This is a genomic window from Salinicoccus sp. CNSTN-B1 (assembly GCF_054792835.1).
Genome location: NZ_JBTWMN010000004.1, coordinates 74,063 through 95,082, shown reverse-complemented (window position 1 = coordinate 95,082; position 21,020 = coordinate 74,063). Strand labels below are relative to the sequence as shown.

Genomic DNA, 21,020 nt, shown 5'->3' with positions numbered 1-21,020 from the left:
TTATGTATCATACAGAATCTAAAAGAGAGATGTGGCGGCAATTCATCACGATATTATGGCCGATACTGATGACGCAGGTGCTACTATATTCCATGAACTTGGTCGACACGATGATGTCGGGAAGGGCAGGAGTGGCTGACTTGGCAGGGGTGGCAATTGGTTCCAGCTTCTGGGCCCCTGTTTCCACCGGGATCAATGGCGTTCTTTTAGCCGTTACAGCAATTGTTGCACAACTGTTAGGTGCTGGTTTGAAAGATGAAGTGAATCACACAGTGAACCAAGCGATGTATATAGCCGGTGCTTTGACTGTTTCCGTGGCTGTATTAGGTTTCTTTTTCCTGGATGACTTGTTGGTGCTGATGTCATTGGATGCTTCAGTCCATGATATTGCGTACAAATACCTTGCGGCCCTTTCTACTGGTATACTGCCGTTATTTCTATTCAGTGTACTGCGCAATTTCATTGATGCACAAGGTCTGACCCGCATATCGCTATATGTTATAGCGACATCATTGCCGTTAAACGTATTCTTCAACTATGCATTCATATTCGGTAAATTTGGACTACCGGCACTTGGTGGTGTAGGGGCAGGTGTTGCCACAGCGATTACTTATTGGTTGATACTATTCATAGCAGCCGGCATGGTCTTGAAAGTCGAGAAGCTGAAGGATTTTCAAGTATTAAAGCGGTTCACTCTGCCTGACTTTAGCGTTATAGGTCATCATCTTGCAGTCGGCATACCGATTGGCATACTCATATTTGTAGAAACGAGCATTTTTTCAATGATGACGCTACTGATTGGCATCATGTTCACGACGGAAATCATTGCTGCGAACCAGATTGTCTTGAATTTTACAACGATGCTCTTCATGTTGCCCCTCAGCATCTCGATGAGCATGACTATTGTTGTTGGTTTCAGTGCAGGTGGAGGACGGTTTGAAGAAGCAAAGCTTTATAGGACGATGGGGGTTGCTTCGAGTCTTGGGCTGGTAGGTGTGGCTTCCATCATACTGTACTTGTTCAGGGAGCCCATTTCATACCTGTACACCAGAGATCCGGATGTGGTTATGATAACGATGCCGTTATTCCTCTTTGCCATCGTCTACCAATTCTCTGATGCTCTGCAGGCAGCTTTCCAAGGTATATTGAGGGGTTATAAAGAAGTAGTATGGCCCTCGATCATTGCAATCGTATCCTATTGGTTTATAGGAATGACTACAGGATATGTTCTTGCCGCATATTCAGCGTTTGAGTTCTATGGGCTCTGGATTGGAATCATAGCAGGGTTGACTTGTGCAGCTATTGGATTTTATATACGTCTCAGGCTTATTGAGAAGAAGAAATTACAAGAACATCTACAAGAGGGATTATAGGTATTCAATTGAAATAGAGGATAAGAAAATAAAGGAGGATGCCTAGGCATCCTCCTTTATTTATTTCCATATATACTTAATGATTTTTGAGAACAATTTTGAACTTGGATACCTGAATGGAAAATCGAAACAGGTAGTCTGATCAAGCACACTCTTTTTATGTGTAAAGGTGTCGAATGAGTATTTGCCATGATAATTTCCCATACCGCTATTACCGCGTCCTCCAAACGGGAGGTGTGGATTAGCCAGATGGAAGACGGTATCGTTTATTGCACCGCCGCCGAAAGGAACAGCACGTACTACACGCTTGGCTTCAGATTTTTTATCAGTGAATATATAGAATGCCAATGGATCAGGAAGATCCCTTACATCCAATAACGCTTTATCCAAGGAGTTGAATTCAAGGACGGGGAGTATTGGGCCGAATATCTCCTCCTGCATCGCCGGGTGATCAAAATCGGCATTATCTATGATGGTAGGCTCGATGGCAAGGGTGTTGCTTAAGGAGCGTCCGCCGTATGCGATATCACCTTGCATAAGCTCTTTTATCCTATCGAAATGATTTCTGTTTACAATGCTCATGTAACGCCCTTCATTGAAGTCCTTTTCATAGAACTTCCTTGTGTAATACTTCATGTGGGTGACTAGTCGCTCTTTTACTTTTGAATCGACATAGACAAAATCTGGCGCCACACAAGTTTGGCCAGCATTTAGGAATTTGCCCAGACAATTCGCTTAGCGGCTAGTTTGATGTCTGCATGCCGAGTTACTATAGCAGGAGATTTCCCTCCCAATTCTAAAGTGACCGGCGTCAAATGCTGCGACGCTTTCTCCATTACAATTTTTCCGACATGTGAGCTACCGGTATAGAAGATATAATTGAAAGGAAGATCAAGGAGTTCCTGATTGGTCTCCACTCCGCCTTCGACTGAAGCAACGTGCTTTTCTGGAAAAGCCAATGCCATTATATGACTGATGACCCGGCTGACATGAGGTGTATGTTCTGACGGTTTCAGAATTGCTGTATTACCGGCTCCAAGAGCGCCAATAAGTGGTGATACGGTGAGGTTGAATGGATAATTCCAAGGTGCAATAATCAGCGTTACTCCGAAAGGCTCTTTGTGGATTCTGGAGGTTGAGCCGATATGAGTCGGGGGCGTCTTAACTTTCTCCGTTTCTGCCCATTCTTTAAGATTTTTAATGGTGAAGTTGATATCGTTGTAGACATAGCCGATTTCAGTCAGATATGCTTCAGATTCGCCCTTGTTGAAATCAGCTTTCATAGCTTCAAGGAGCATTTCCTCATGGTATTTGATGCTGCGTTTCAATTGCTTGAGCGCTTCTATTCTGAATGGTATAGGAAGCGTTTTTCCGCTTTGAAAAAATTGTCTTTGTCTTGCGAACAATGATTCAATCATTCAATCACTCCTTCTTTATATTTAAACCCTACCCGTTTGGACCTTCAGTCAGTCATATTCCATTAAGGCATGGACTACGTCTATCTAATCCGAACTCCACTGCATTTATGTGTTTTATTATATTAAAGTACTGTATTCCGGCAAGATGTACGCCATATGGACGCATGTAACCTTATCTTACGGATTCCTAATAGATGTCTCCCCTTTAAATTACCCTATATAGATGGACTTGTGGTATAATTAATTTTAATCATACGAAATTGATTGAGGAAGGTGAATATATGGATATTGGTTTAAACTTCGACCTGATGACCGAAAAATTGACGGCTTATCAAATAGGTAGGGCGGTCGACATTTCTGTTGATCAGGCTCAATCAATAATAGACGGCGATGTAAAAATTGATGAATTGGATGAAGAAACGGTAGCAAAACTAAAAAATTTAAACGATAAATTGATGAACTGAGGTCGGCCGCTGCCAATCTCAGTTTATTTAATACAACCTTCGACGGGTATAATTTAACTGCCTATGATGCTATCATGATGTATAAATGCAAAATAATGGGCAAAGGAGTCTTTCGAGATGAATTTATTGATTCTTTCAGGGAGTGCTTTTCCTGGTTCTCATACACGTTCAGTTGCAGAAACTATTGAAAGTCTCGTAGGACAACCAGAACATGAAGTGACGCATATAGATTTGCGGGAGTTAAACATCCCGATCTTCGGGCAGGGCAAGACGGATGATATAGAGTATTTGAAGCGGCTTGTAGAAGATGCGGATGCGGTCATTATTGGTACGCCAAACTACCACACTTCATTTTCAGGAATATTGAAGAATGCATTGGACCATTTATCGATTGATGAGTTCGAGATGAAATTCGTGGCACTATATTGCAACAGCGGTGGCATGCGCAATTCCGATCCTCTTACACAACTCAGAATGGTCATGAGAGGGGTCCATGCGATGGTGATTCCGACTCAAGTTTGTACATGCAACGAAGATTTTGAAAAGACTGAAACAGGGTATACACTTAAGAATGAAGCACTCAGAGAACGTTTGAGCGTGATGGTTGATGGATTGATCAAACAATCTAATTCAGAGAGAGTGAGCATCTGATTTTCAGATGCTTTTTTAGATGGATAAACTGGATGTATGGAGAAAAATAAATGAACAAAAAACAAAGAGAAAATATACCTATTTTGATACTGATGGGTATCATAGCGATATTTTTCTTGTCTTTTGTAGATTCGGAGACGACCCTTATCAAAAAAAATAAAGATTCAAATTCATTCGAGGACGCGTTGGATAAACAACTTTCAAGCGATGCGCTACATTTAAAATTACAGGAAGGAACCACTCGAAAAGCAACACCGGAAGAAATCGAAGTGGCGATGGAATTGCCTGAAGAAGACCGTCATTACCAATTTTTGGCGCTGACGGAGCCTGTGGAGACATCAGCAGAGGAACTGGATGGGATTTTAGAAGGCAAAGGGATATTGGAAGGCCAAGGCGGAGCTTTCATGGAAGCCCAGTCCAAGTACGGAGTGAACGCATTATATCTCATCAGCCATGCACAATTGGAGACAGGAAATGGACGTTCACAGCTTGCTCAAGGCCAGGAACTGGAAGGGACGCGCTATTATAATTTCTTCGGTATTGGAGCATTTGATTTTGAAGCTGTAGAAGCAGGAACGAGCTATGCAGTACGCGCAAGATGGAATGAACCGGAAAAAGCGATTTTAGGCGGTGCTCAATTCATCAAAAACAACTACTTGGATAAGGGTCAAAAGACCCTCTATGCAATGCGGTGGAACCCTGAATCCCCAGGTAATCATCTCTATGCTTCCGACATCGAGTGGGCGAGTAAAATTGGGAATATCATGAAGGGGCATTATAGACGATTGGGCTTGGAAGGACACAACTTCATCCAAGATTATTATGCTGAATAGGAAAAGAGTCCAGCCTAGTAGCTGGACTCTTTTCTTATACGCCAAGGATGGCTGTAAATATTGAAAGAATCTCCTCTGATAAATCCAACCGCAGTAATATTCAGGTCTTCAGCCATTTTTATGGCTAGATTCGTAGGAGCGGACTTGCTTAAAACGATGCCCACACCGATTTTAGCAGCTTTTGTCAACACTTCCGATGAGATGCGCCCGCTGAATATGAGTACTTTATCTTTTACGGAAATGCGGTTCTTGAGGCAATGACCGTATAGTTTATCCAGTGCGTTATGCCTACCAATGTCCCCCCGATGAACAAAGGCGTCATCTTTGGTGGCGAGGCTCGCATTATGGATGCCACCGGTTTTCTTGAAGACCATGCTGCTAGACTGCATCTCTTGCATTAAACTGATGCAGGCAGAAGGGGTGAGGGTGGTCTGAGACATTGAGATTTTAGTCGTTTCCGCATCATTCTGGAAATAGAATTGCCGGCTTTTACCGCAGCATGAGCCGAGCACTCTCTTTGAATATGTGAAGTGATCGGTCATAACTTCATGAAATAGGCGAATATGACAGAAGCCGCCTCTGTCATCCAGGTTGATTGATTCAATTTCATTGAAATGCCGAATGACACCTTCAGAGGCAAGAAATCCAACCACCAGTTCCTCGAGGTACTCGGGAGAGCACACCAATGTGGCAAATTCAACGTCATTTATATATATTGTAAGAGGGAATTCTTCAACGAGTGTATCCTCGATGCTTGTCATCCCTGCACTGTCATAGCGGGTAATGGCTCGCCTGGCCGTAATTTTCAAGGCAGCACCCTCCTCATCTTCATGTTAAAAAAGAAATCATTGCTGCATCAACAACTTTGCCATTTCATATTTTCCACGTTATTACCTGTTATCGAATACTGCTTTTTTGGTGTGAAAGCTAGTATACCTATAACTAGTTTAAAGCACAAATGGATTTATTAGTAACGGAACTGCGCTTTTATCTCCATGCAAATATTATCGATCTGTCACCACTGCTTCACTTCTTTTAGAATAGTCATAACCTATTATCATCATAAATGAAATTCAATCATACGCATACATAAAATCATTTGCTAGTGGAGAGAGTACCCTACACCTGGTAAATTTATACACCATATTCTAGGGAATAGGTGGATAATGTTCAATATGGTGATCAAAAAAGATGCGGGCAATAGAATATTCATTGGATTATAACAGTCAATTTATGATGCAGAGTATTCAAACATCTGGAATATGTGCTAATATATTAGGAACTGTATGTGTAAAATCATATTGAATATACCTATAAAGTGAGGTTAGTGTATGAATAGTTCCAGATGGGGATCCAAATTAGGCTTTGTGCTTGCTGCAGCAGGTTCAGCAATTGGCTTGGGCGCGCTTTGGCGTTTTCCATACATGACAGCTGAGCATGGGGGCGGCGCTTTCCTTCTTGTCTTTCTTCTAATGACACTTTTTATCGGCATGCCGCTTCTCCTATCAGAATTCGTCATAGGCAGAGCCAGTCAACGTAATCCCATTGAAGGATTCGAATACCTCGGAGGCAAAAAATATTACCGTATATTCGGTTGGCTTGGTAATATTGGTGTCTTCCTGCTTTTATCTTTCTATAGTGTCATCGGAGGTTGGATTCTGATATATCTGGTCATAGCACTCGGAGAGAGCACCAATTTGATTCAGATTGACAATTATGGAGCAGCTTTCGAAGGCATAATATCCAACCCGCTCTATGCTGTAATCGGGCAAGGTGTTTTTATCTTCCTGACAGCCTTTATAGTAGCAAAGGGTGTACAAGAAGGTCTCGAGCGCGCATCTAAAGTGATGATGCCCTTATTGTTCATTCTGTTTTTGATTGTAATCATCCGTTCTGTAACGTTACCGGGAGCTATGGAAGGAATATCATTTTTCCTGACGCCAGATTTGGGTGGAATTGATTCGACCGCAATATTATATGCATTGGGGCAATCATTCTTCGCTTTGAGTATAGGTGCAACGACTATGATTACCTATTCCTCCTACCTAGGGGAAGAACATAACTTGACCAAGTCTGCGCTTTCCATTGTCCTTATGAATATCACAATTTCAATAATGGCGGGACTGGCAATATTTCCAGCCATTGCATCCCTTGGCATGGAAGCAGCAGAAGGGCCAGGGCTTGTATTTATAGTGCTGCCTCAAGTATTTGGCGAGATTCCTCTTGGATTTCTATTCTATATCCTGTTCCTTGGGGCATTCTTGTTTGCGACTTTGACTTCTTCAATTTCCATGATTGAGATAAATGTGGCAAATGCGATAAAGGGCAACGAGAGGAAGCGCCGCAGTATGGCTTATATATTCGGTTTCTTTGTATTTCTAGCCGGTATACCTTCTGCCCTCTCCTACGGAGTTTTGAGTGATGTATTGATATTCGGCAAGTCGATATTCGACAGCGTGGATTTCCTGGTTTCAAACATCATGCTGCCGATCGGAGCGCTTGTCTCCACTCTGTTCGTCGGTTTTGTAATTGACCGCCGTGTCACCATGCACCAGCTCAATGTTGATGAAACTAGTGGCATGTATGGTTTCTACAAATTGTGGATGGTTATGCTCAGATTTGTACTGCCTGTCATAATATTGATAGTCTTTGTAGTCAGCATAGTAGGGTAAATAATCTAAAGACCGTTGATTGGAGAACAATCAATGGTCTTTATCTTTTAATGACATCAGTTTTAAATTAAATTTATGTTAGATTTCTGAAAAATCATGTGCTAGTATATTAATATGATTTGGGAAGCGGACATTTTTGGCGGAACATCAACTGCTGCAATGACGTATATGCTCAAATTTCAATGCAGATAAAGTCTTATAATTTATGGGAGAGTGAATAATGAGTCAAAGAAAAAAGCAGGACATCATCGACATGGCGCAAAAAGAAAACGTCAGGTATATCCGTCTACAGTTTACAGATATTCTCGGAACCGTCAAGAACGTTGAAGTGCCGACAAGCCAACTGGGTAAAGCGCTCGATGGGGAGATGATGTTTGATGGCTCTTCAATAGAAGGCTTCGTTCGAATTGAAGAGTCTGACATGTACCTTGTTCCAGATTTGAATACTTGGAGTGTTTTCCCATGGACGGCTGGAAAAGGTAAGGTCGCAAGACTCATTTGTGATATTTATACGATAGAAGGCAAACCCTTTGAAGGAGACCCGAGATCTAATTTAAAACGTGTGTTGAAAGAAATGGAAGAGATGGGCTATAGTGCGTTCAACTTGGGACCGGAGCCTGAATTCTTCTTGTTCAAACTAGATGATAAGGGTCAACCGACTACTGAACTGAATGACCAAGGAGGCTATTTTGACTTGGCGCCGACGGACTTGGGAGAGAATTGCAGAAGGGATATCGTGCTTGAATTGGAAGACATGGGCTTTGAAATAGAAGCTTCACACCACGAGGGTGCTCCAGGACAACATGAAATCGACTTTAAGTATGCAGATGCCATTACTGCATGCGACAACATACAGACTTTCAAGCTCATAGTCAAAACTGTTGCGAGGAAGCATAACCTTCATGCAACGTTTATGCCGAAACCGATATTTGGCGTAAATGGTAATGGGATGCATTTCAATGTATCGCTCTTTAAAGGCAAGGAGAATGCTTTCTATGATGAGAGCGAGGCTTCAGGCCTTAGTCAGGATATGTCCTACTTCATGGCAGGGATTTTAGAGCATGCACGCGGATTCACAGCCATCTGCAATCCCATCGTAAACTCCTATAAAAGATTGGTGCCAGGCTATGAAGCACCAAGCTACGTAGCTTGGAGCGGTAAAAACAGATCGCCATTATTGAGGATCCCGTCTTCCCGCGGGCTTTCAACACGTGCAGAAATCAGATCTGTAGATCCCGCAGCCAATCCATATTTGGCATTGGCGGTCATCCTAAAAGCTGGGTTGGAAGGAATCAAAAACAAAGTGGAACTTCCCGAGCCGGTCAATTTAAACCTTTATGAGATGTCGCGTGCTGAGCGGGAAGCTGTAGGAGTTGAAGACTTGCCTTCCACCCTTTATACAGCTTTGAAGGCATTGAATGAAGACGAGATCATGAAAGAGGCACTTGGAAACCATATTCATAAGCATTTTGATAAAAATAAAAGTTTGGAATGGGAAATGTACCGTTCACAAGTAACATCATGGGAATTGAAGCATTATTTAAACCAATACTAGAAATACGGGGCTCCTGCCCCGTATTTTTTTATTTAATAACGCTATCCGTTATAATGATAGGCATAATAACAGACATAAATATTTATTGGTTTCCCTGGTGATATGGGGGTTTACACGGTAACGTGATGCGATATAGGGCATTTATAATATTATATCGTTATAGACAAATTCATGGGAGAAAAGTGCTTGAATATGTTCTGACAGGGAATGGTTAAGAAAAAGGGGGATTTATATGAAGCGTCAATACAAGGTGGTGATTTTGGGAGGCGGTACAGGCGGCATAGCCTCAGCTAACCGGCTTCTAAAAAAAGATAAAAGTTTGAAGAATGATATTCTTATCATAGAACGGGAATCCCATCATTATTTTCAACCTGGATGGCCACTTGTAGGAAGCGGGGAAATGAAACTTAAAGAAACGTGGAAAGCAACGGAGGATGTCATTCCAAAAGGCATCGACTGGATTCAGGAGAGTGTAGAGGAAGTAGACCCGATCAAGCGCGAGGTGGGGACAGATGAAAGGACGGTTCAATATGATTTCCTGATAATCGCCTTGGGCCTGGAATTGGATTATAACGCCATCAAAGGCGCACCTGAGTCGCTTGGAAAAAATGGGGTGTGCACCAACTATCTATATAACCACGTAGAATATACTTTCGAATGCCTTCAGAAAGTCGAAGAAGGGAACATCGTCATTTCAAAACCAGTTTCTGAAATAAAGGGAGGGGTATCTGCGGAAAATTCATTATTTACAATGAATGACTATATCCGACGGCGTAATCGAAATGTCGGACTGGTATTTCGTAGCGGGAGAAAGGAACTGTTTCCTGTAGCTAAATATAATGATAATCTGATTGATAAATTCAATGAAAAAAATATAGATTATAAGTTGAATAGTGAACTCATTTCAGTGGATGGGGAAGGGAAACAGGCAATTTTCAGAGATCGATTGACCGGAGAGCATCATGAAGTGCCATTTGAAATGCTGATCATCACCCCGCCCATGCACGGACCTTCAATCCTTCAAGATACAGAACTGTTGAACCCGGAAGGATGGGTCGATGTTGACCCCTACACTTTAATGCATAATAAATATACAACAGTATTCTCTTTGGGAGATGCTTCCAGCCTCCCGACGGTCAAAATGGGGGCTGCCGTCAAAGAACAAGTGCCGATACTCGTGGATAATCTGCTCGAAAGGATGCAGGATGAAGCTCCGTCGCATTATTATGATGGTAAGACAGCATGCCCAATCGCAACAGGATACGGAGAGCTTATTATGGCAGAATTCGGTTATGATCTCCTCCCGAAAGAAACAACATTTTTAGACCAGTCTGATAATAAAAGGGTTTTCTATAAATTCAAAAAGGATATGCTGCCATTCATGTATTGGCATGCGCTGTTAAAAGGGAGAATATAAAATAAAAACGCACACCGGCTCTTGCTGGTGTGCGTTTATTCTATTCAAAGATTGTAAAATCTTCCGCCAAATCTTCGACGTCATCATTGAGGTTTGTTTCAGAAATATTGCGTGCATTATACCCTATACGTTCTAAAGTACTGATCAAGTCTACATATAATAGACCGCCATCAGTTGAACATAGCCCTTTGTTCAGGCGCTTGACGTGCTGCTTTCTAAGTTTGTTCTCAATCTTATAGGATTTCTGGCTGAGTCTGATGACTTCCTCCAGATCTTGTGGGCTGTAAATATCGAGCGATTGGACTGCCTTGCTGTAAGATTTATAGACATGTTTGAATAGATCTTCCAAGCCCTCTTGTGCCGGCTCGGTCAGAACGATCTTTTCACGGAACTTTTTGTTGTAAAGGTCTGTATAGTCATTGATCTGATCTGTCGCCTTGTAGAAGATGCGGGTTACTTCGAGCAGTGTTGATTGCCTCTCTGCATCTTCAGGGAAATGTCGTACTTGGATGCATCTATCAGATATTTTCTGAGTGCATCTTGAAGTGTATCAACTACGTTTACTTTTTCTTTAATCTGCTTATACATCTTTGGATCATTATTTTCACTGAATTTTTTCGCGTCATCCAGTATGCTTATCGTGAGGTTTCCAAGGTTTTGAACTTCCTTTTGGGCACCTTGCAAAGCGAGACCTGGAGACCGCTTCAACAATAGTGGGTCAAGATGGTTCGGTTTGTAATCCTCGGAAAAGTCCCAGCCCGGTACGATGCGGGTTACAATCCAGGCAAGGACGGCAATGAATGGCAGCTGGATAAGCGTGTTGGAGACGTTGAAGAAGCCGTGGGCAAATGCAATCGTCATTTCCGGATTCAGTTGGAGCAATGACTGCAAGTAAGATATCAAACCGATGAAGAGCGGCATGATGATCAGAAATATTGCTGCCCCAATCAAGTTGAATATAACATGCACAGCTGCAGCTCTTTTTGCTGCAATAGAACCGACGAGTGCGGCAAGTACGGCTGTAATAGTTGTCCCTAAGTTATCCCCGAGCAGTACCGGCAATGCTGCACTTAAATCAATCAGATCATTGCTGAATAAACTTTGTAAAATACCGATAGTGGCACTCGAACTCTGTACGATGACCGTCAATACTGTTCCTACTGTTATACCGAGGAGCGAATTGGATGACATGTCGATCATGAGGTTTGTAAACCATGGGTATTCCGCCAATGGTTTCATTCCCTGTCCCATCAGGTCAAGCCCATAGAATAAAGCACCAAATCCGAAAAGTATCCGTCCGATATTATGTGCTTTAGGGTTGTTTTTCAGGAAGAAGATAAGGAAAGCGCCCACTGCAAGAATAGGCAAGGCGTAATCACCGATCTTCAACCCGATGATAAATGCTGTAACTGTCGTCCCTATGTTAGCTCCCATTATGACACCGATGGATTGACGCAATGTCATGAAACCTGCTGATACCAGGCCGATGGTCAAAACTGTGGTCCCTGTACTGGTTTGAATCAAGATTGTAACTATTATACCAGCGAGGATACCTTTTATAGGATTTGAAGTCATGCGGTTGAGTATCTCCCGCAGTCTGTCTCCGGCTGAAGCTTGTAAGCCGTCACCCATCTGTTTGATGCCGTAAAGAAAAATACCAAGTCCGCCTGCGAATAGGAAGATGACTTCCATCGGACTGAGTTCCATAATTATTCCTCCAACCAGGTACATAGTACCTTACAAAGTTTTTTCTTTTAAGAGTGCTGACCCATTTGTGGTTATGCCTTACATTATAAAATGAAAGATATTAAAATGCATTAGGATAAAAAAATTAACCTGAGTTAAAATCTTACATTTGAAGGGAAGCGCGAATTCATCCTATTAAAAGACAATATAGCCAATATTCAAACTAGAAAAAATACTCACGTGTATATGGTATCTTAAATTATACTTTTACTAAAGGTAAAGCTATAATGATGGAGACTATTCAGATCATCTGAAGTATCGTCGACAACTACTTGATGATATGAGAAACTTAATCTTATATCATCTGAATAGAGACGGGGAGGATAAATTGTGACTGTTGTATTGTTTGATGTAGACGGGGTGTTTTTAAGTGAGGAAAGGTGCTTTGATGTATCAGCACTTGCGGTACATGAAATGCTTTATAGCCCAAGGTACCTCAACCTTGACCAACAAGAATTCAGAACGGATCATGATGATCATCAGATTAAACAGATACGTAATGAAATATTCATAGACGATGCAGTTTTGAGCCGCTTTAAACAGATGGGATTGAATTCCAACTGGGATATGCTGTTCATCACTTTCTCTATTGTATATATAGATCTGATTGAAAAAGCCGGCATCAATCTATCAAACATAGACCTTTCAGACCTCCAAGGCATGGGTGAGATGCTAGGGTCCGAGCGTCCTGATTATTCCAGAGTACTGGCCTTCCTACAAAAAGAAGGGTTCAAAAAAGATACTATCTTTGATGTTTTGCAGGAATATGCAAAAGAACATCTAGGTGTTGAAGACGTATCAGCATTCGGTATGTCCGGGTCTATTTGGAGGACAGGCCAATATAAATACCAAGAGTGGTATTTGGGGAGCAGGGACGTCAAAACTTCAACTGGAATTGAAGCAGAGGAAATGGATAAAACCGGATTCATTCATGATGAAGAATGGATTGTACCGCCGGAAGAGATCCGGGGCATGCTGAACAGACTTCTAGACGCAGGTGTTGAGATTGGAGTGGCTACAGGAAGGCCACGTCAGGAGACGTTGATCCCTTTCAATCAGGAGCGTTTGATGGATATTTTCAGAAGCAACAAAATTTCTACAGCATCTGAAGTGTTGGCTGCAGAGGCAGTCGAAGGTGTAGGGATATCTCTGGCAAAACCGCATCCATACAGTTACTTATGGACACTTTATGGCCATGATGAAAATCATTTTTTCGATGCGGTAAACAAGAAGAATAATGTCGATGATACTGTGATTATTGTGGGAGATTCTGTTGCGGATTATTATTGTGCCGAAGCGATTGGCGCCGGATTCGTTGCGACTTTAACAGGTCTGACGGGACGTGAAGTGATTCCCACTTTTAAGGCCCTTGGGGTAGATGAGTCCCAAATGGCCGGGACAGTGCTTGACGTTGAAGAAATCATTTTAAAAAGCCATCACGCTTAAGTGATGGCTTTTCTCTTGCTATGACAAATCCACTTGCTTCAGGTTATGGAACCCTTTGATCTGCCCGAGTTCATCCATAGCCTCTTGATTGACACTCTGGTCAAGTGAGAGGGAGAGGAGTGCAGACCCTCCGGCATCAGTCCGGCCAAGTTGCATTGAGGCGATATTCACGTTGTATCTGCCTAAAGTGATTCCCATTTCACCGATGATCCCCGGACGGTCCAGATGGTTTATGAATAGGAGATGATTAGTGGGTTTTATATCGACTTGGAAATCGTTTATTTTGACGATGCGCTCACCATAACCGTTGAGTACGCTGGCCCCAAGGGTGAGCGACTCTTCTCCATTAAGGAGTTCTACTTCAAGGTAATTACTGTATCCATGTGCCTTGCCCCTCTTCTCGACCTTGTAGGTGACGTCTTGCTCTTGAAGGAGGTAGAGTGCATTGATGATGTTGACGGTCTCCCCAAATGGGGTTTTAACATGTTCGCGACAAATGAGCGCGTCAAGAGGCTGGTATCGTCCAAAGCCAATTCCCCATGGTACTTCAGCTTCACTTCTGATGGAGGGCGGTTCATCAGTTGAATGGCAACACCGCCCATATGGGTGGCAATATTGATGTAAGGTTTAAGCTCATCATTGATGGTGTCTCCCATTCTCGGTGCGTTCACGGCATGGATAACTGTATTGTTCTCCAAAATATCAATTATTTCCCGGGAAACGCTTGTTGCGACTTTTTCCTGGGCTTCTACAGTCGAAGCACCCAAATGTGGGGTGACTATGATGCGTGGATGTCCAAGTAGCTTTTTATTAGAGGGGGTTCCTCCGCGAAGACATCGAGGGCTGCGCCTTCGATTTTACCTTCGTCCAAGGCACTCAGCAATGCAGTTTCATCGATGATGCCTCCACGCGCGACATTTACGATTTTAAGCCCGGGTTTTGCACGGGCAAAAAAGGATTCTCCGACTATACCTGTTGTTTGAGGAGTAAGAGGAGTATGTACAGTCAAAAAATCGGCGTTTGAAGCAATTTCTTCAACTTCCATTTTTTCTATCTCTGCTTCTTGTGCTTTCTCATCAGAAAGGTAAGGGTCGAATGCAATGACCCGCATACCAAAGCTCTGCGCCCTTTTAGCGACGCCAAAGCCAATTTTGCCTACGCCGATTATTCCAAGCACTTTTCCGTACATCTCTGTACCCTTGTACTTCTTACGGTCCCACTTGCCTTCAGAAAGCGCTTTGTGTGCAGCTGGAATCTGGCGTGTCAACGCGAGCATCATGGCCATTGTGTGCTCTGTCGCGGATATTGTATTGCCATCAGGGGCGTTGATGACGATGACCCCATATTTTGTGGCGGCGTCGACATCAATGTTATCAACGCCAGCCCCGGCACGGGCAATCACCTTCAGGTTGCGTGCATATTGAATGATTGTTTCAGTAATCTGCGTCTGGCTACGGACGATCAGGGCTTGGTAATCATGTACGATATTCAAAATTTCTTCTTCAGCAAGACCAATATGGATATCGACTTCATAGTTGGGATGATCGACGAGCTCTTTTATACCTTCTTCATTTACCGGGTCTAGTACAAGCACTTTAAATTGATTCATGGTAGGCCTCCTGTGCGGCAGTCAATGCTGTGCCGTAGTAGTTCTTATTGCGGTATCGGGTCAATATGGATTCAAGGGCTGCAAGGACGGTGAGCATATCTTTAGGGAACATATAACCCATATGGCCGATCCTAAGGATTTTCCCTTTTAATTGCTTCTGGCCACCAGCTATAGTGATGCCATACTCCTTTTGAAGGGTGTCCTTTATATGGGATAATTCTGCTTCTTCTCCTTTAAATGCTGTAACAGTTGGAGAGGCATATGCTTCTTCGACCAGAAGTTCGAGGTCAAGGGCTGTGAGTCCGGCGCGAATCATGTTCTTCATTTTCATATGACGGTCGAAGATCTTATCGATGCCTTCTTCTTTATAGATGGACAGTACCTTATCCAGCCCCTGTATAAGAGATACAGCCGGCGTGAAGGGGGTGGAGTGCTTTTCCAAGGCAGAGAAATATTGGTTGATATCCAGATAAAATCTCGGCAGTCTGTTTTGTGACGCCCGTACCCTCGCTGCTTCATTCATGGTGACAAAGGCGATGCCCGGCGGAAGCATCAAAGCTTTCTGACTGCCGGTCACTAGGCAGTCTATTGATTGCGCCTCGAGATTGAAAGGAGTGCCACCTACAGCGCTCACGCCATCCACTATAAAGAGAGTGGAGGAATCATAATTTTTAACTGCCCTGCCAATTTCCTTGACTGGATGCAGAACTGCAGTCGAAGTTTCACATGCCTGGCTGAAGACGGCTTTGATATCAGACTTACTGTTTAGGAAAGCTTCAAAATCTTGAACGTTGACACCCTCCCCCAAGGCACTTCATATATATATACGTGGAATGGGTGGGCTTTTGCGATACTTTTAAAGCGATCACCGAATGCACCGCTGGCTATAATAATGATCGACTCATCTTTTCCGACAAGGTTGATCATGGCAGTCTCAAGTGCGCTGGTTCCGCTGGAGGTAAGCACTGCGACTGGATATTTGGAACCGAAGACTTCTCCAATATTGGATTGTACATGTTTCATAAGCTCTGTAAAATCCGAAGAGCGATGTCCGATCATCCCTTGTGACATGGCTTGTGACACTTCAGGTGGAATAGGTGTAGGTCCAGGTGTGAGAAGCAGTTTTGGTTCCATGTATTATCAGCCTCCATGGCATATAGTGAATCTATAGTATCAAATTTTTCAGTATATTACATAAACTATGAAGATATTCGTTATTTCAAATGCCTTTCATCACTAAAAAATAATGTCGTTTCAATTATCTTTACCATCCTGTAGCAGCCCGTCGACGAGGGAATGTGCTTTTTGGTATCTATCGCGGTAGGAATCCCCATCCAAAACATGGGTGATTGAAGAGAGGTCATTATCTTCGATTTCATCACACAGCATTGAGTGGATGCGATGCTTAGTCGCATCATGAGAGTCTTCTGGCGGCAGCAGCAAGATCAGCGACCAGTGCTGGAGATGGATATAATAGTCGAACACCGATTTCAGACGGTTGAATTCTTCACCATCGGCATGCATCTTCATGTTCACTTTAGTGTACATTACATCGGTGTCAGCAAAAAACACTTTTCTCGTCCCTGTCGAATGGATACGCTGTTTGTTGTTTTCGAATTGACCGATGCCGATTGAATGAAAATCTTTAACATCGAGTTCATCTTTCTGAAGGCGCTGTTCCATCAGGTAACTTTTAGCATATTCCGTCGAATGGCTCGTGGAGTATCTGCGCGCCAGATCTTGGACGAGTGAGGTTTTGCCCGTACCCGGTGCGCCAAGTATCAATACATTCTGAACAAAGAACTTCCTGAAAGGCCGGGTTACATAATCCCAATTCAAAATAGGTTCTTCGCGTATGCTGGTACCGCTGATGCCTAATATTTTACGGTCTACCATAGTGATATGAATGGCTGAGTTCGGGCGTTCGGCTTTGAAAAATGATTTCAATGGTTCGAGGTATTCCTGTTCACCTGCGTAAAAGGTTAAGCTATCGACTTCAAATGGAAGGGTGGCCTCTTCCCGACTGATGATATCAGACAACCGATCCAGCCAAGAGCGCCATCCATGGGGATATCTTGGTATGTCCGTTTCATCAAGCTTAAGGATGGTTACATTGTCATCTGGGGTAAGGAGTTGCCGCATTGCTTTAACACGATTGTCGAGCGTCATTTCGTGTTCTTGACCCCGATCCCCTTCATATCCACTGACGATTACGAATGCATGCCTGTTTTCACGTTTTGCACGTATGACCTGTTCGAAGTGACCAACGTGGCAGGGGCGAAAGTACCAAAATAGATGCCTAAATCTCTCATTGCACAAGCTCCTAACTGTTTCAGTGTTAAAACAGTTATATCAGTATAAAATTTGTTTATCAAATCATCAGCCGGCCGTAATCCCATTTATGTAGAATATTTATGCTACAATCAGTATGTCAAAAATGAAAAGGTAGAGGGATAGTGAAATGATAAGATGGATAAATATATTTAAAGGTTTTCTGATGGGTACATGTGAGCTCATACCCGGTGTCAGCAGCGGCACCATGGCCTTGCTCCTCGGCATATATGACCAGTTTTTAGGAGCCATCTCAAGGATAGTATCAAAGGACTATAAAAAAGCAATCTTGTTTCTGGTTCCGCTTGTGATCGGCATGGGTATAGCCATTGTAACGCTGTCTTCATTAATTGATTATTTGCTGAAGGCGCATACTGTACCTACCCACTGGTTTTTCATCGGTTTAGTATTGGGTGTGGTGCCGATGCTGTTGAGGATTTCAAACTATAAAGTTGAATTCCGTGCGGTTCATTACCTCATCTTCCTAGCTGCGGTTGCAGTGCTGTTCATAACGGGTATGGCCAGGGGAGAGGGTGCGCCGGTCACGGAAGTCGACATCACAGGCCCCTTGTTGTTGAAAATGTTCGCAAGCGGTCTGCTCGCGTCCACTACCATGTTGTTGCCGGGGATATCAGGATCATTGGTATTATTGATACTCGGATCTTATTCGATCGTCATATTTTCAATCAGTGAACTTCTGGATCTGAACTTCAGCATACTGCCGGTCGTCATCGCTGTGGGCCTCGGCATAGTATTGGGTCTGCTTGCAGCAAGCAGAATCATACAATATATGCTCAGACATTATACCTACTTGACTTATGCAATGATTTTGGGGCTTGTGACGGGCTCTGTATTCGCAATATATCCAGGACTGCCTGACACTATCGGGTCATGGATTGTAACGGTCATAACAGCATTTATCGGATTCATCATCAGCCTATACATGGGATCAAAAAATGAAGATGGCGTTTAGGAGGTGAATAGCATGGAGAAAGAACATCCTTTGCTGCAGTCCTATCATGAATACATCAAAAGCACTTTAGACTATCGTATTGCGATAATTGGCCAGGTTGATGCCGGAAAAAGCGCACTCGTCAATCGCCTGACAGGAATGGATTCGGCCGTCTCGACACAGACTGATGCCACACGTGAGGTAAGTGCCTACCCCTTTGGGAAAAAAGGTGAGATATTGGACTTCCCGGGCGTCGGTACTACAGAGTATTCCCCAAAACAGTACAAAAAGCTAATTTCCAAAACAGGGATAAAACATGTACTGTATGTCTTCTCCTCCAAGATAAGGGAAGCGGATGAAGCGGTAATCCGGTACTTGGCGAAAAAAAGAGTGCGCATCACCTTCGTCTACAATAAAAGCGACACCTTGATTGATGTAAGCGGCGAGCGACTTCAAAAAACACTGATGAACGACAAGGATACTGAACTGCATGTCACTTTCAAGAAGCATCTCGACCAGCCGCTTCATTACCAATTTGTCAGTGTTAAGGACGATATCGGCATCCGTGAACTGGAACTGACGATTTCATCCGTATTCGACGAGAAGGATGCACTTTTTGATAAGAGGGCTAAAAGTGCAGGGTATCTGGAGAAGTTCCTGACCCGTAAGATGAATACACTGGCGAAGAAGCTCCTTTCGCCAAGCTTCAAAGACATCATACTGAACCGGTCATATAAGTCGATTGAAGAGATGACCGAAGACCATTATCAAGTCAGTAAGGCTGATGCCGATGTCATTGGCCACGAAATACCAAGAGCTGTCGATTACATCAACCGCGCAAAAGCGGAAGACACTGATAAGAAGAGCCCAGCAGACCACATCACTCACCTCACGTCATTATTCAGTGCGGTATTCAAAATGCGTAAATTAAACGTGGTGACTTTCATTGTATCTTCACTAGGTGAAATGGGAATCAAAAACATCTATCCGGTTCTAAAAGGGACTTTCGGATACGCGGGGGACATGAATGATTTTGCACGCGAAGTCATAAAATACCACCGCTAGATACACCGGCACCTGCCGGTGTATTTTTTTCGAACAATCGTTTGCATAAGAAATTTCGTCACACCTCCATAAAAACTGTCTGTGAGTGTATGATTTTAATGCAATCGTTTGCAAAAAGTTTTGACTTATCACATGAAAGCGCTTTAATATTGAATTATGAAAAGATTTACATATTTGAAGGAGGATTATAATGAAGAGCAACAAATGGTTTCTATTGATGATGTTTGCATTGGTTCTGATGTTGGCAGCCTGTGGGCCGGACAGAGCAGAGAGTGGGGAAGAAGCTGCTGGTGAAGGAGCCAACGGCTCAGGCGAAGAAGGCTCTGAACAGAAAAGCCTGAAGTGCTGAATGTTTGGCTTGATGGAGAAAATCAGATGGAAGTATACGGTGAAATTTTTGAGAAGTATGAAGAAGAAACAGGTATTGCTGTTGAATTTACAGAAGTAGGCATGACTGACCAATTGGAACAATTATCATTGGATGCTCCGGCAGGACAGGGTCCAGACCTCTATCAACAGCCACACGATATGATTGGGAGTGCTTATCTCCAAGGCCTTGGAATGGAACTCGACCAATCTGAATTCGAGTTGGATGCATTTAACGAAAATGCCCTTGAAGCATTCACTTACGAAGGGTCATTGATGGGCGTGCCATTTGCTGTTGAAGCTGCTGCTCTCTATTATAATAAGGATATTATAGATGAAGCGCCTCAAACAGTTGAAGAACTCGAAGCAATCATGGAAGAGTATACGGATGAAAGTAATAATGAATACGGATTCCTGATGGAAGCAACCAACTTCTACTTCTCATATCCCCTGCTGTTCTCTGGAGATGAGCAGATTTTTGGCCAAGAAGAGGATGGAAGTTACAACTCTGAAGATCTTCAAGTCGCTACAGATGGTGTAGTTGAGCAAGCAACACGTATGCAAGAGTGGTTCCAGGCCGGATACCTTAGTGAGAATGTGACCGGTGATGTGCTTGATGGATTGTTTACAGATGGAAAGGCACCTGTTGCAATGACAGGCCCATGGAAACTCTCAGACTATTCTGAGGCACTTGGAGATTCACTGGGTACAGCAACACTACCTGAACTTGATGGAGAAACAATGACACCATTTATGGGAGTCAAGGGATGGATGATTTCCGAATATACGGAGAACGAATACTGGTCAAAAGACCTCTTGAAGTTTATGACTAATGCTGAGAGCAGCAAACTGGTCACTGAGGGCCTCAGGGAAACAGTGCCACGCTCAGATGTTGAAAACTCCAATGAACTGTTGAGAGTGTTTAATGAGCAGGCCGAGAACGCAAACCCAATGCCTAATATTCCGGAGATGGCACAGGTTTGGGAGCCTATGGGAGATGCGCTGATTTTCATATCGAATGGGGATGATCCTCGCGAAGTATTGGAAGAAGCAAAATCCCAAATACAAACTGACATAGACTCAGCTTCAGGAGGGCAAGATTCTGAAGAGTAGTATCGAAGA

General features: G+C 43.2%; 14 protein-coding genes and 4 pseudogenes. 12 read left to right on the top strand and 6 right to left on the bottom strand.

The window, feature by feature from the left end:
- The first annotated feature begins 2 nt into the window (after positions 1–2).
- A complete protein-coding gene (locus tag ACYF68_RS00655; protein ID WP_461045050.1) occupies positions 3–1,373 on the top strand; it encodes an MATE family efflux transporter in 1,371 nt (456 codons plus the stop codon).
- Positions 1,374–1,433: 60 nt separating this feature from the next.
- Here ACYF68_RS00655 and ACYF68_RS00650 read toward each other — a convergent pair.
- Positions 1,434–2,791: pseudogene (locus ACYF68_RS00650) on the bottom strand (aldehyde dehydrogenase).
- Between the two features lie 281 nt (positions 2,792–3,072).
- Between ACYF68_RS00650 and ACYF68_RS00645 the strand changes: the two are divergent.
- The 3 genes from ACYF68_RS00645 to ACYF68_RS00635 all read left to right on the top strand — a co-directional run bounded on the left by ACYF68_RS00645 (position 3,073) and on the right by ACYF68_RS00635 (position 4,739).
- Positions 3,073–3,255: a hypothetical protein gene (locus ACYF68_RS00645; protein WP_461045049.1), complete on the top strand. Its 183-nt coding sequence runs from the start codon at positions 3,073–3,075 to the stop codon at positions 3,253–3,255.
- 117 nt (positions 3,256–3,372) lie between these two features.
- A complete protein-coding gene (locus ACYF68_RS00640; protein ID WP_461045048.1) occupies positions 3,373–3,906 on the top strand; it encodes an NADPH-dependent FMN reductase in 534 nt (177 codons plus the stop codon).
- Between the two features lie 50 nt (positions 3,907–3,956).
- Positions 3,957–4,739, top strand: a complete 783-nt coding sequence (locus ACYF68_RS00635) for an N-acetylglucosaminidase (RefSeq protein WP_461045047.1) — start codon at positions 3,957–3,959, stop codon at positions 4,737–4,739.
- Between the two features lie 14 nt (positions 4,740–4,753).
- Here the strand turns inward: ACYF68_RS00635 and fdhD are convergent, their stop codons facing one another.
- Entirely contained in the window at positions 4,754–5,548 is a 795-nt protein-coding gene (gene fdhD / locus ACYF68_RS00630) for a formate dehydrogenase accessory sulfurtransferase FdhD (RefSeq protein WP_461045046.1), read from the bottom strand.
- A 522-nt stretch (positions 5,549–6,070) separates the two neighbouring features.
- Here fdhD and ACYF68_RS00625 point away from each other — a divergent pair.
- From ACYF68_RS00625 to ACYF68_RS00615, 3 genes are all read left to right on the top strand, one after another.
- On the top strand, positions 6,071–7,411 hold the full coding sequence (locus ACYF68_RS00625) for a sodium-dependent transporter (RefSeq protein WP_461045045.1): 1,341 nt from the start codon (positions 6,071–6,073) through the stop codon (positions 7,409–7,411).
- A 220-nt stretch (positions 7,412–7,631) separates the two neighbouring features.
- A complete protein-coding gene (gene glnA / locus ACYF68_RS00620; protein ID WP_461045044.1) occupies positions 7,632–8,966 on the top strand; it encodes a type I glutamate--ammonia ligase in 1,335 nt (444 codons plus the stop codon).
- A gap of 232 nt (positions 8,967–9,198) precedes the next feature.
- Entirely contained in the window at positions 9,199–10,383 is a 1,185-nt protein-coding gene (locus tag ACYF68_RS00615) for an NAD(P)/FAD-dependent oxidoreductase (RefSeq protein WP_461045043.1), read from the top strand.
- Positions 10,384–10,423: 40 nt separating this feature from the next.
- On the opposite strand, the pseudogene ACYF68_RS00610 reads toward ACYF68_RS00615, so the two are convergent.
- Positions 10,424–12,090 (bottom strand): annotated as a pseudogene (locus ACYF68_RS00610) (Na/Pi cotransporter family protein).
- Positions 12,091–12,459: 369 nt separating this feature from the next.
- Here ACYF68_RS00610 and ACYF68_RS00605 point away from each other — a divergent pair.
- Positions 12,460–13,575 (top strand): HAD family hydrolase, encoded by a 1,116-nt coding sequence (locus tag ACYF68_RS00605; RefSeq protein WP_461045042.1) that lies wholly within the window; start codon positions 12,460–12,462, stop codon positions 13,573–13,575.
- Positions 13,576–13,593: 18 nt separating this feature from the next.
- Here ACYF68_RS00605 and serA read toward each other — a convergent pair.
- The 3 genes and pseudogenes from serA to ACYF68_RS00590 form a co-directional block, all read right to left on the bottom strand.
- Positions 13,594–15,184: pseudogene (gene serA / locus ACYF68_RS00600) on the bottom strand (phosphoglycerate dehydrogenase).
- Positions 15,171–16,318: pseudogene (locus tag ACYF68_RS00595) on the bottom strand (pyridoxal-phosphate-dependent aminotransferase family protein). The pseudogenes serA and ACYF68_RS00595 overlap by 14 nt, the downstream one beginning before the upstream one ends.
- 120 nt (positions 16,319–16,438) lie before the next feature.
- Entirely contained in the window at positions 16,439–17,353 is a 915-nt protein-coding gene (locus ACYF68_RS00590; protein ID WP_461045041.1) for an AAA family ATPase, read from the bottom strand.
- A 292-nt stretch (positions 17,354–17,645) separates the two neighbouring features.
- Between ACYF68_RS00590 and ACYF68_RS00585 the strand changes: the two genes are divergently transcribed.
- The 4 genes from ACYF68_RS00585 (at position 17,646) to ACYF68_RS00570 (ending at position 21,011) form a co-directional block, all read left to right on the top strand.
- Positions 17,646–18,488 (top strand): DUF368 domain-containing protein, encoded by an 843-nt coding sequence (locus ACYF68_RS00585; protein ID WP_461045040.1) that lies wholly within the window; start codon positions 17,646–17,648, stop codon positions 18,486–18,488.
- Between the two features lie 12 nt (positions 18,489–18,500).
- Positions 18,501–19,532: a GTPase domain-containing protein gene (locus ACYF68_RS00580; protein ID WP_461045038.1), complete on the top strand. Its 1,032-nt coding sequence runs from the start codon at positions 18,501–18,503 to the stop codon at positions 19,530–19,532.
- Between the two features lie 190 nt (positions 19,533–19,722).
- The gene (locus tag ACYF68_RS00575; RefSeq protein ID WP_461045037.1) at positions 19,723–19,881 is read left to right on the top strand and encodes a hypothetical protein; all 159 of its coding nucleotides are present in this window, start codon (positions 19,723–19,725) and stop codon (positions 19,879–19,881) included.
- Positions 19,882–19,907: 26 nt separating this feature from the next.
- Positions 19,908–21,011, top strand: coding sequence for an extracellular solute-binding protein (locus ACYF68_RS00570; protein WP_461045036.1), 1,104 nt, complete (start codon positions 19,908–19,910; stop codon positions 21,009–21,011).
- Positions 21,012–21,020 lie beyond the last annotated feature (9 nt).

Coding starts and splice junctions, on each gene's coding strand:
- ACYF68_RS00655 (WP_461045050.1), top strand. CDS start 3: ATGTATCATACAGAATCTAAAAGAGAGATGTGGCGGCAATTCATCACG.
- ACYF68_RS00645 (WP_461045049.1), top strand. CDS start 3,073: ATGGATATTGGTTTAAACTTCGACCTGATGACCGAAAAATTGACGGCT.
- ACYF68_RS00640 (WP_461045048.1), top strand. CDS start 3,373: ATGAATTTATTGATTCTTTCAGGGAGTGCTTTTCCTGGTTCTCATACA.
- ACYF68_RS00635 (WP_461045047.1), top strand. CDS start 3,957: ATGAACAAAAAACAAAGAGAAAATATACCTATTTTGATACTGATGGGT.
- ACYF68_RS00625 (WP_461045045.1), top strand. CDS start 6,071: ATGAATAGTTCCAGATGGGGATCCAAATTAGGCTTTGTGCTTGCTGCA.
- glnA (WP_461045044.1), top strand. CDS start 7,632: ATGAGTCAAAGAAAAAAGCAGGACATCATCGACATGGCGCAAAAAGAA.
- ACYF68_RS00615 (WP_461045043.1), top strand. CDS start 9,199: ATGAAGCGTCAATACAAGGTGGTGATTTTGGGAGGCGGTACAGGCGGC.
- ACYF68_RS00590 (WP_461045041.1), bottom strand. CDS start 17,353: ATGACGCTCGACAATCGTGTTAAAGCAATGCGGCAACTCCTTACCCCA.
- ACYF68_RS00585 (WP_461045040.1), top strand. CDS start 17,646: ATGATAAGATGGATAAATATATTTAAAGGTTTTCTGATGGGTACATGT.
- ACYF68_RS00580 (WP_461045038.1), top strand. CDS start 18,501: ATGGAGAAAGAACATCCTTTGCTGCAGTCCTATCATGAATACATCAAA.
- ACYF68_RS00575 (WP_461045037.1), top strand. CDS start 19,723: ATGAAGAGCAACAAATGGTTTCTATTGATGATGTTTGCATTGGTTCTG.
- ACYF68_RS00570 (WP_461045036.1), top strand. CDS start 19,908: ATGGAAGTATACGGTGAAATTTTTGAGAAGTATGAAGAAGAAACAGGT.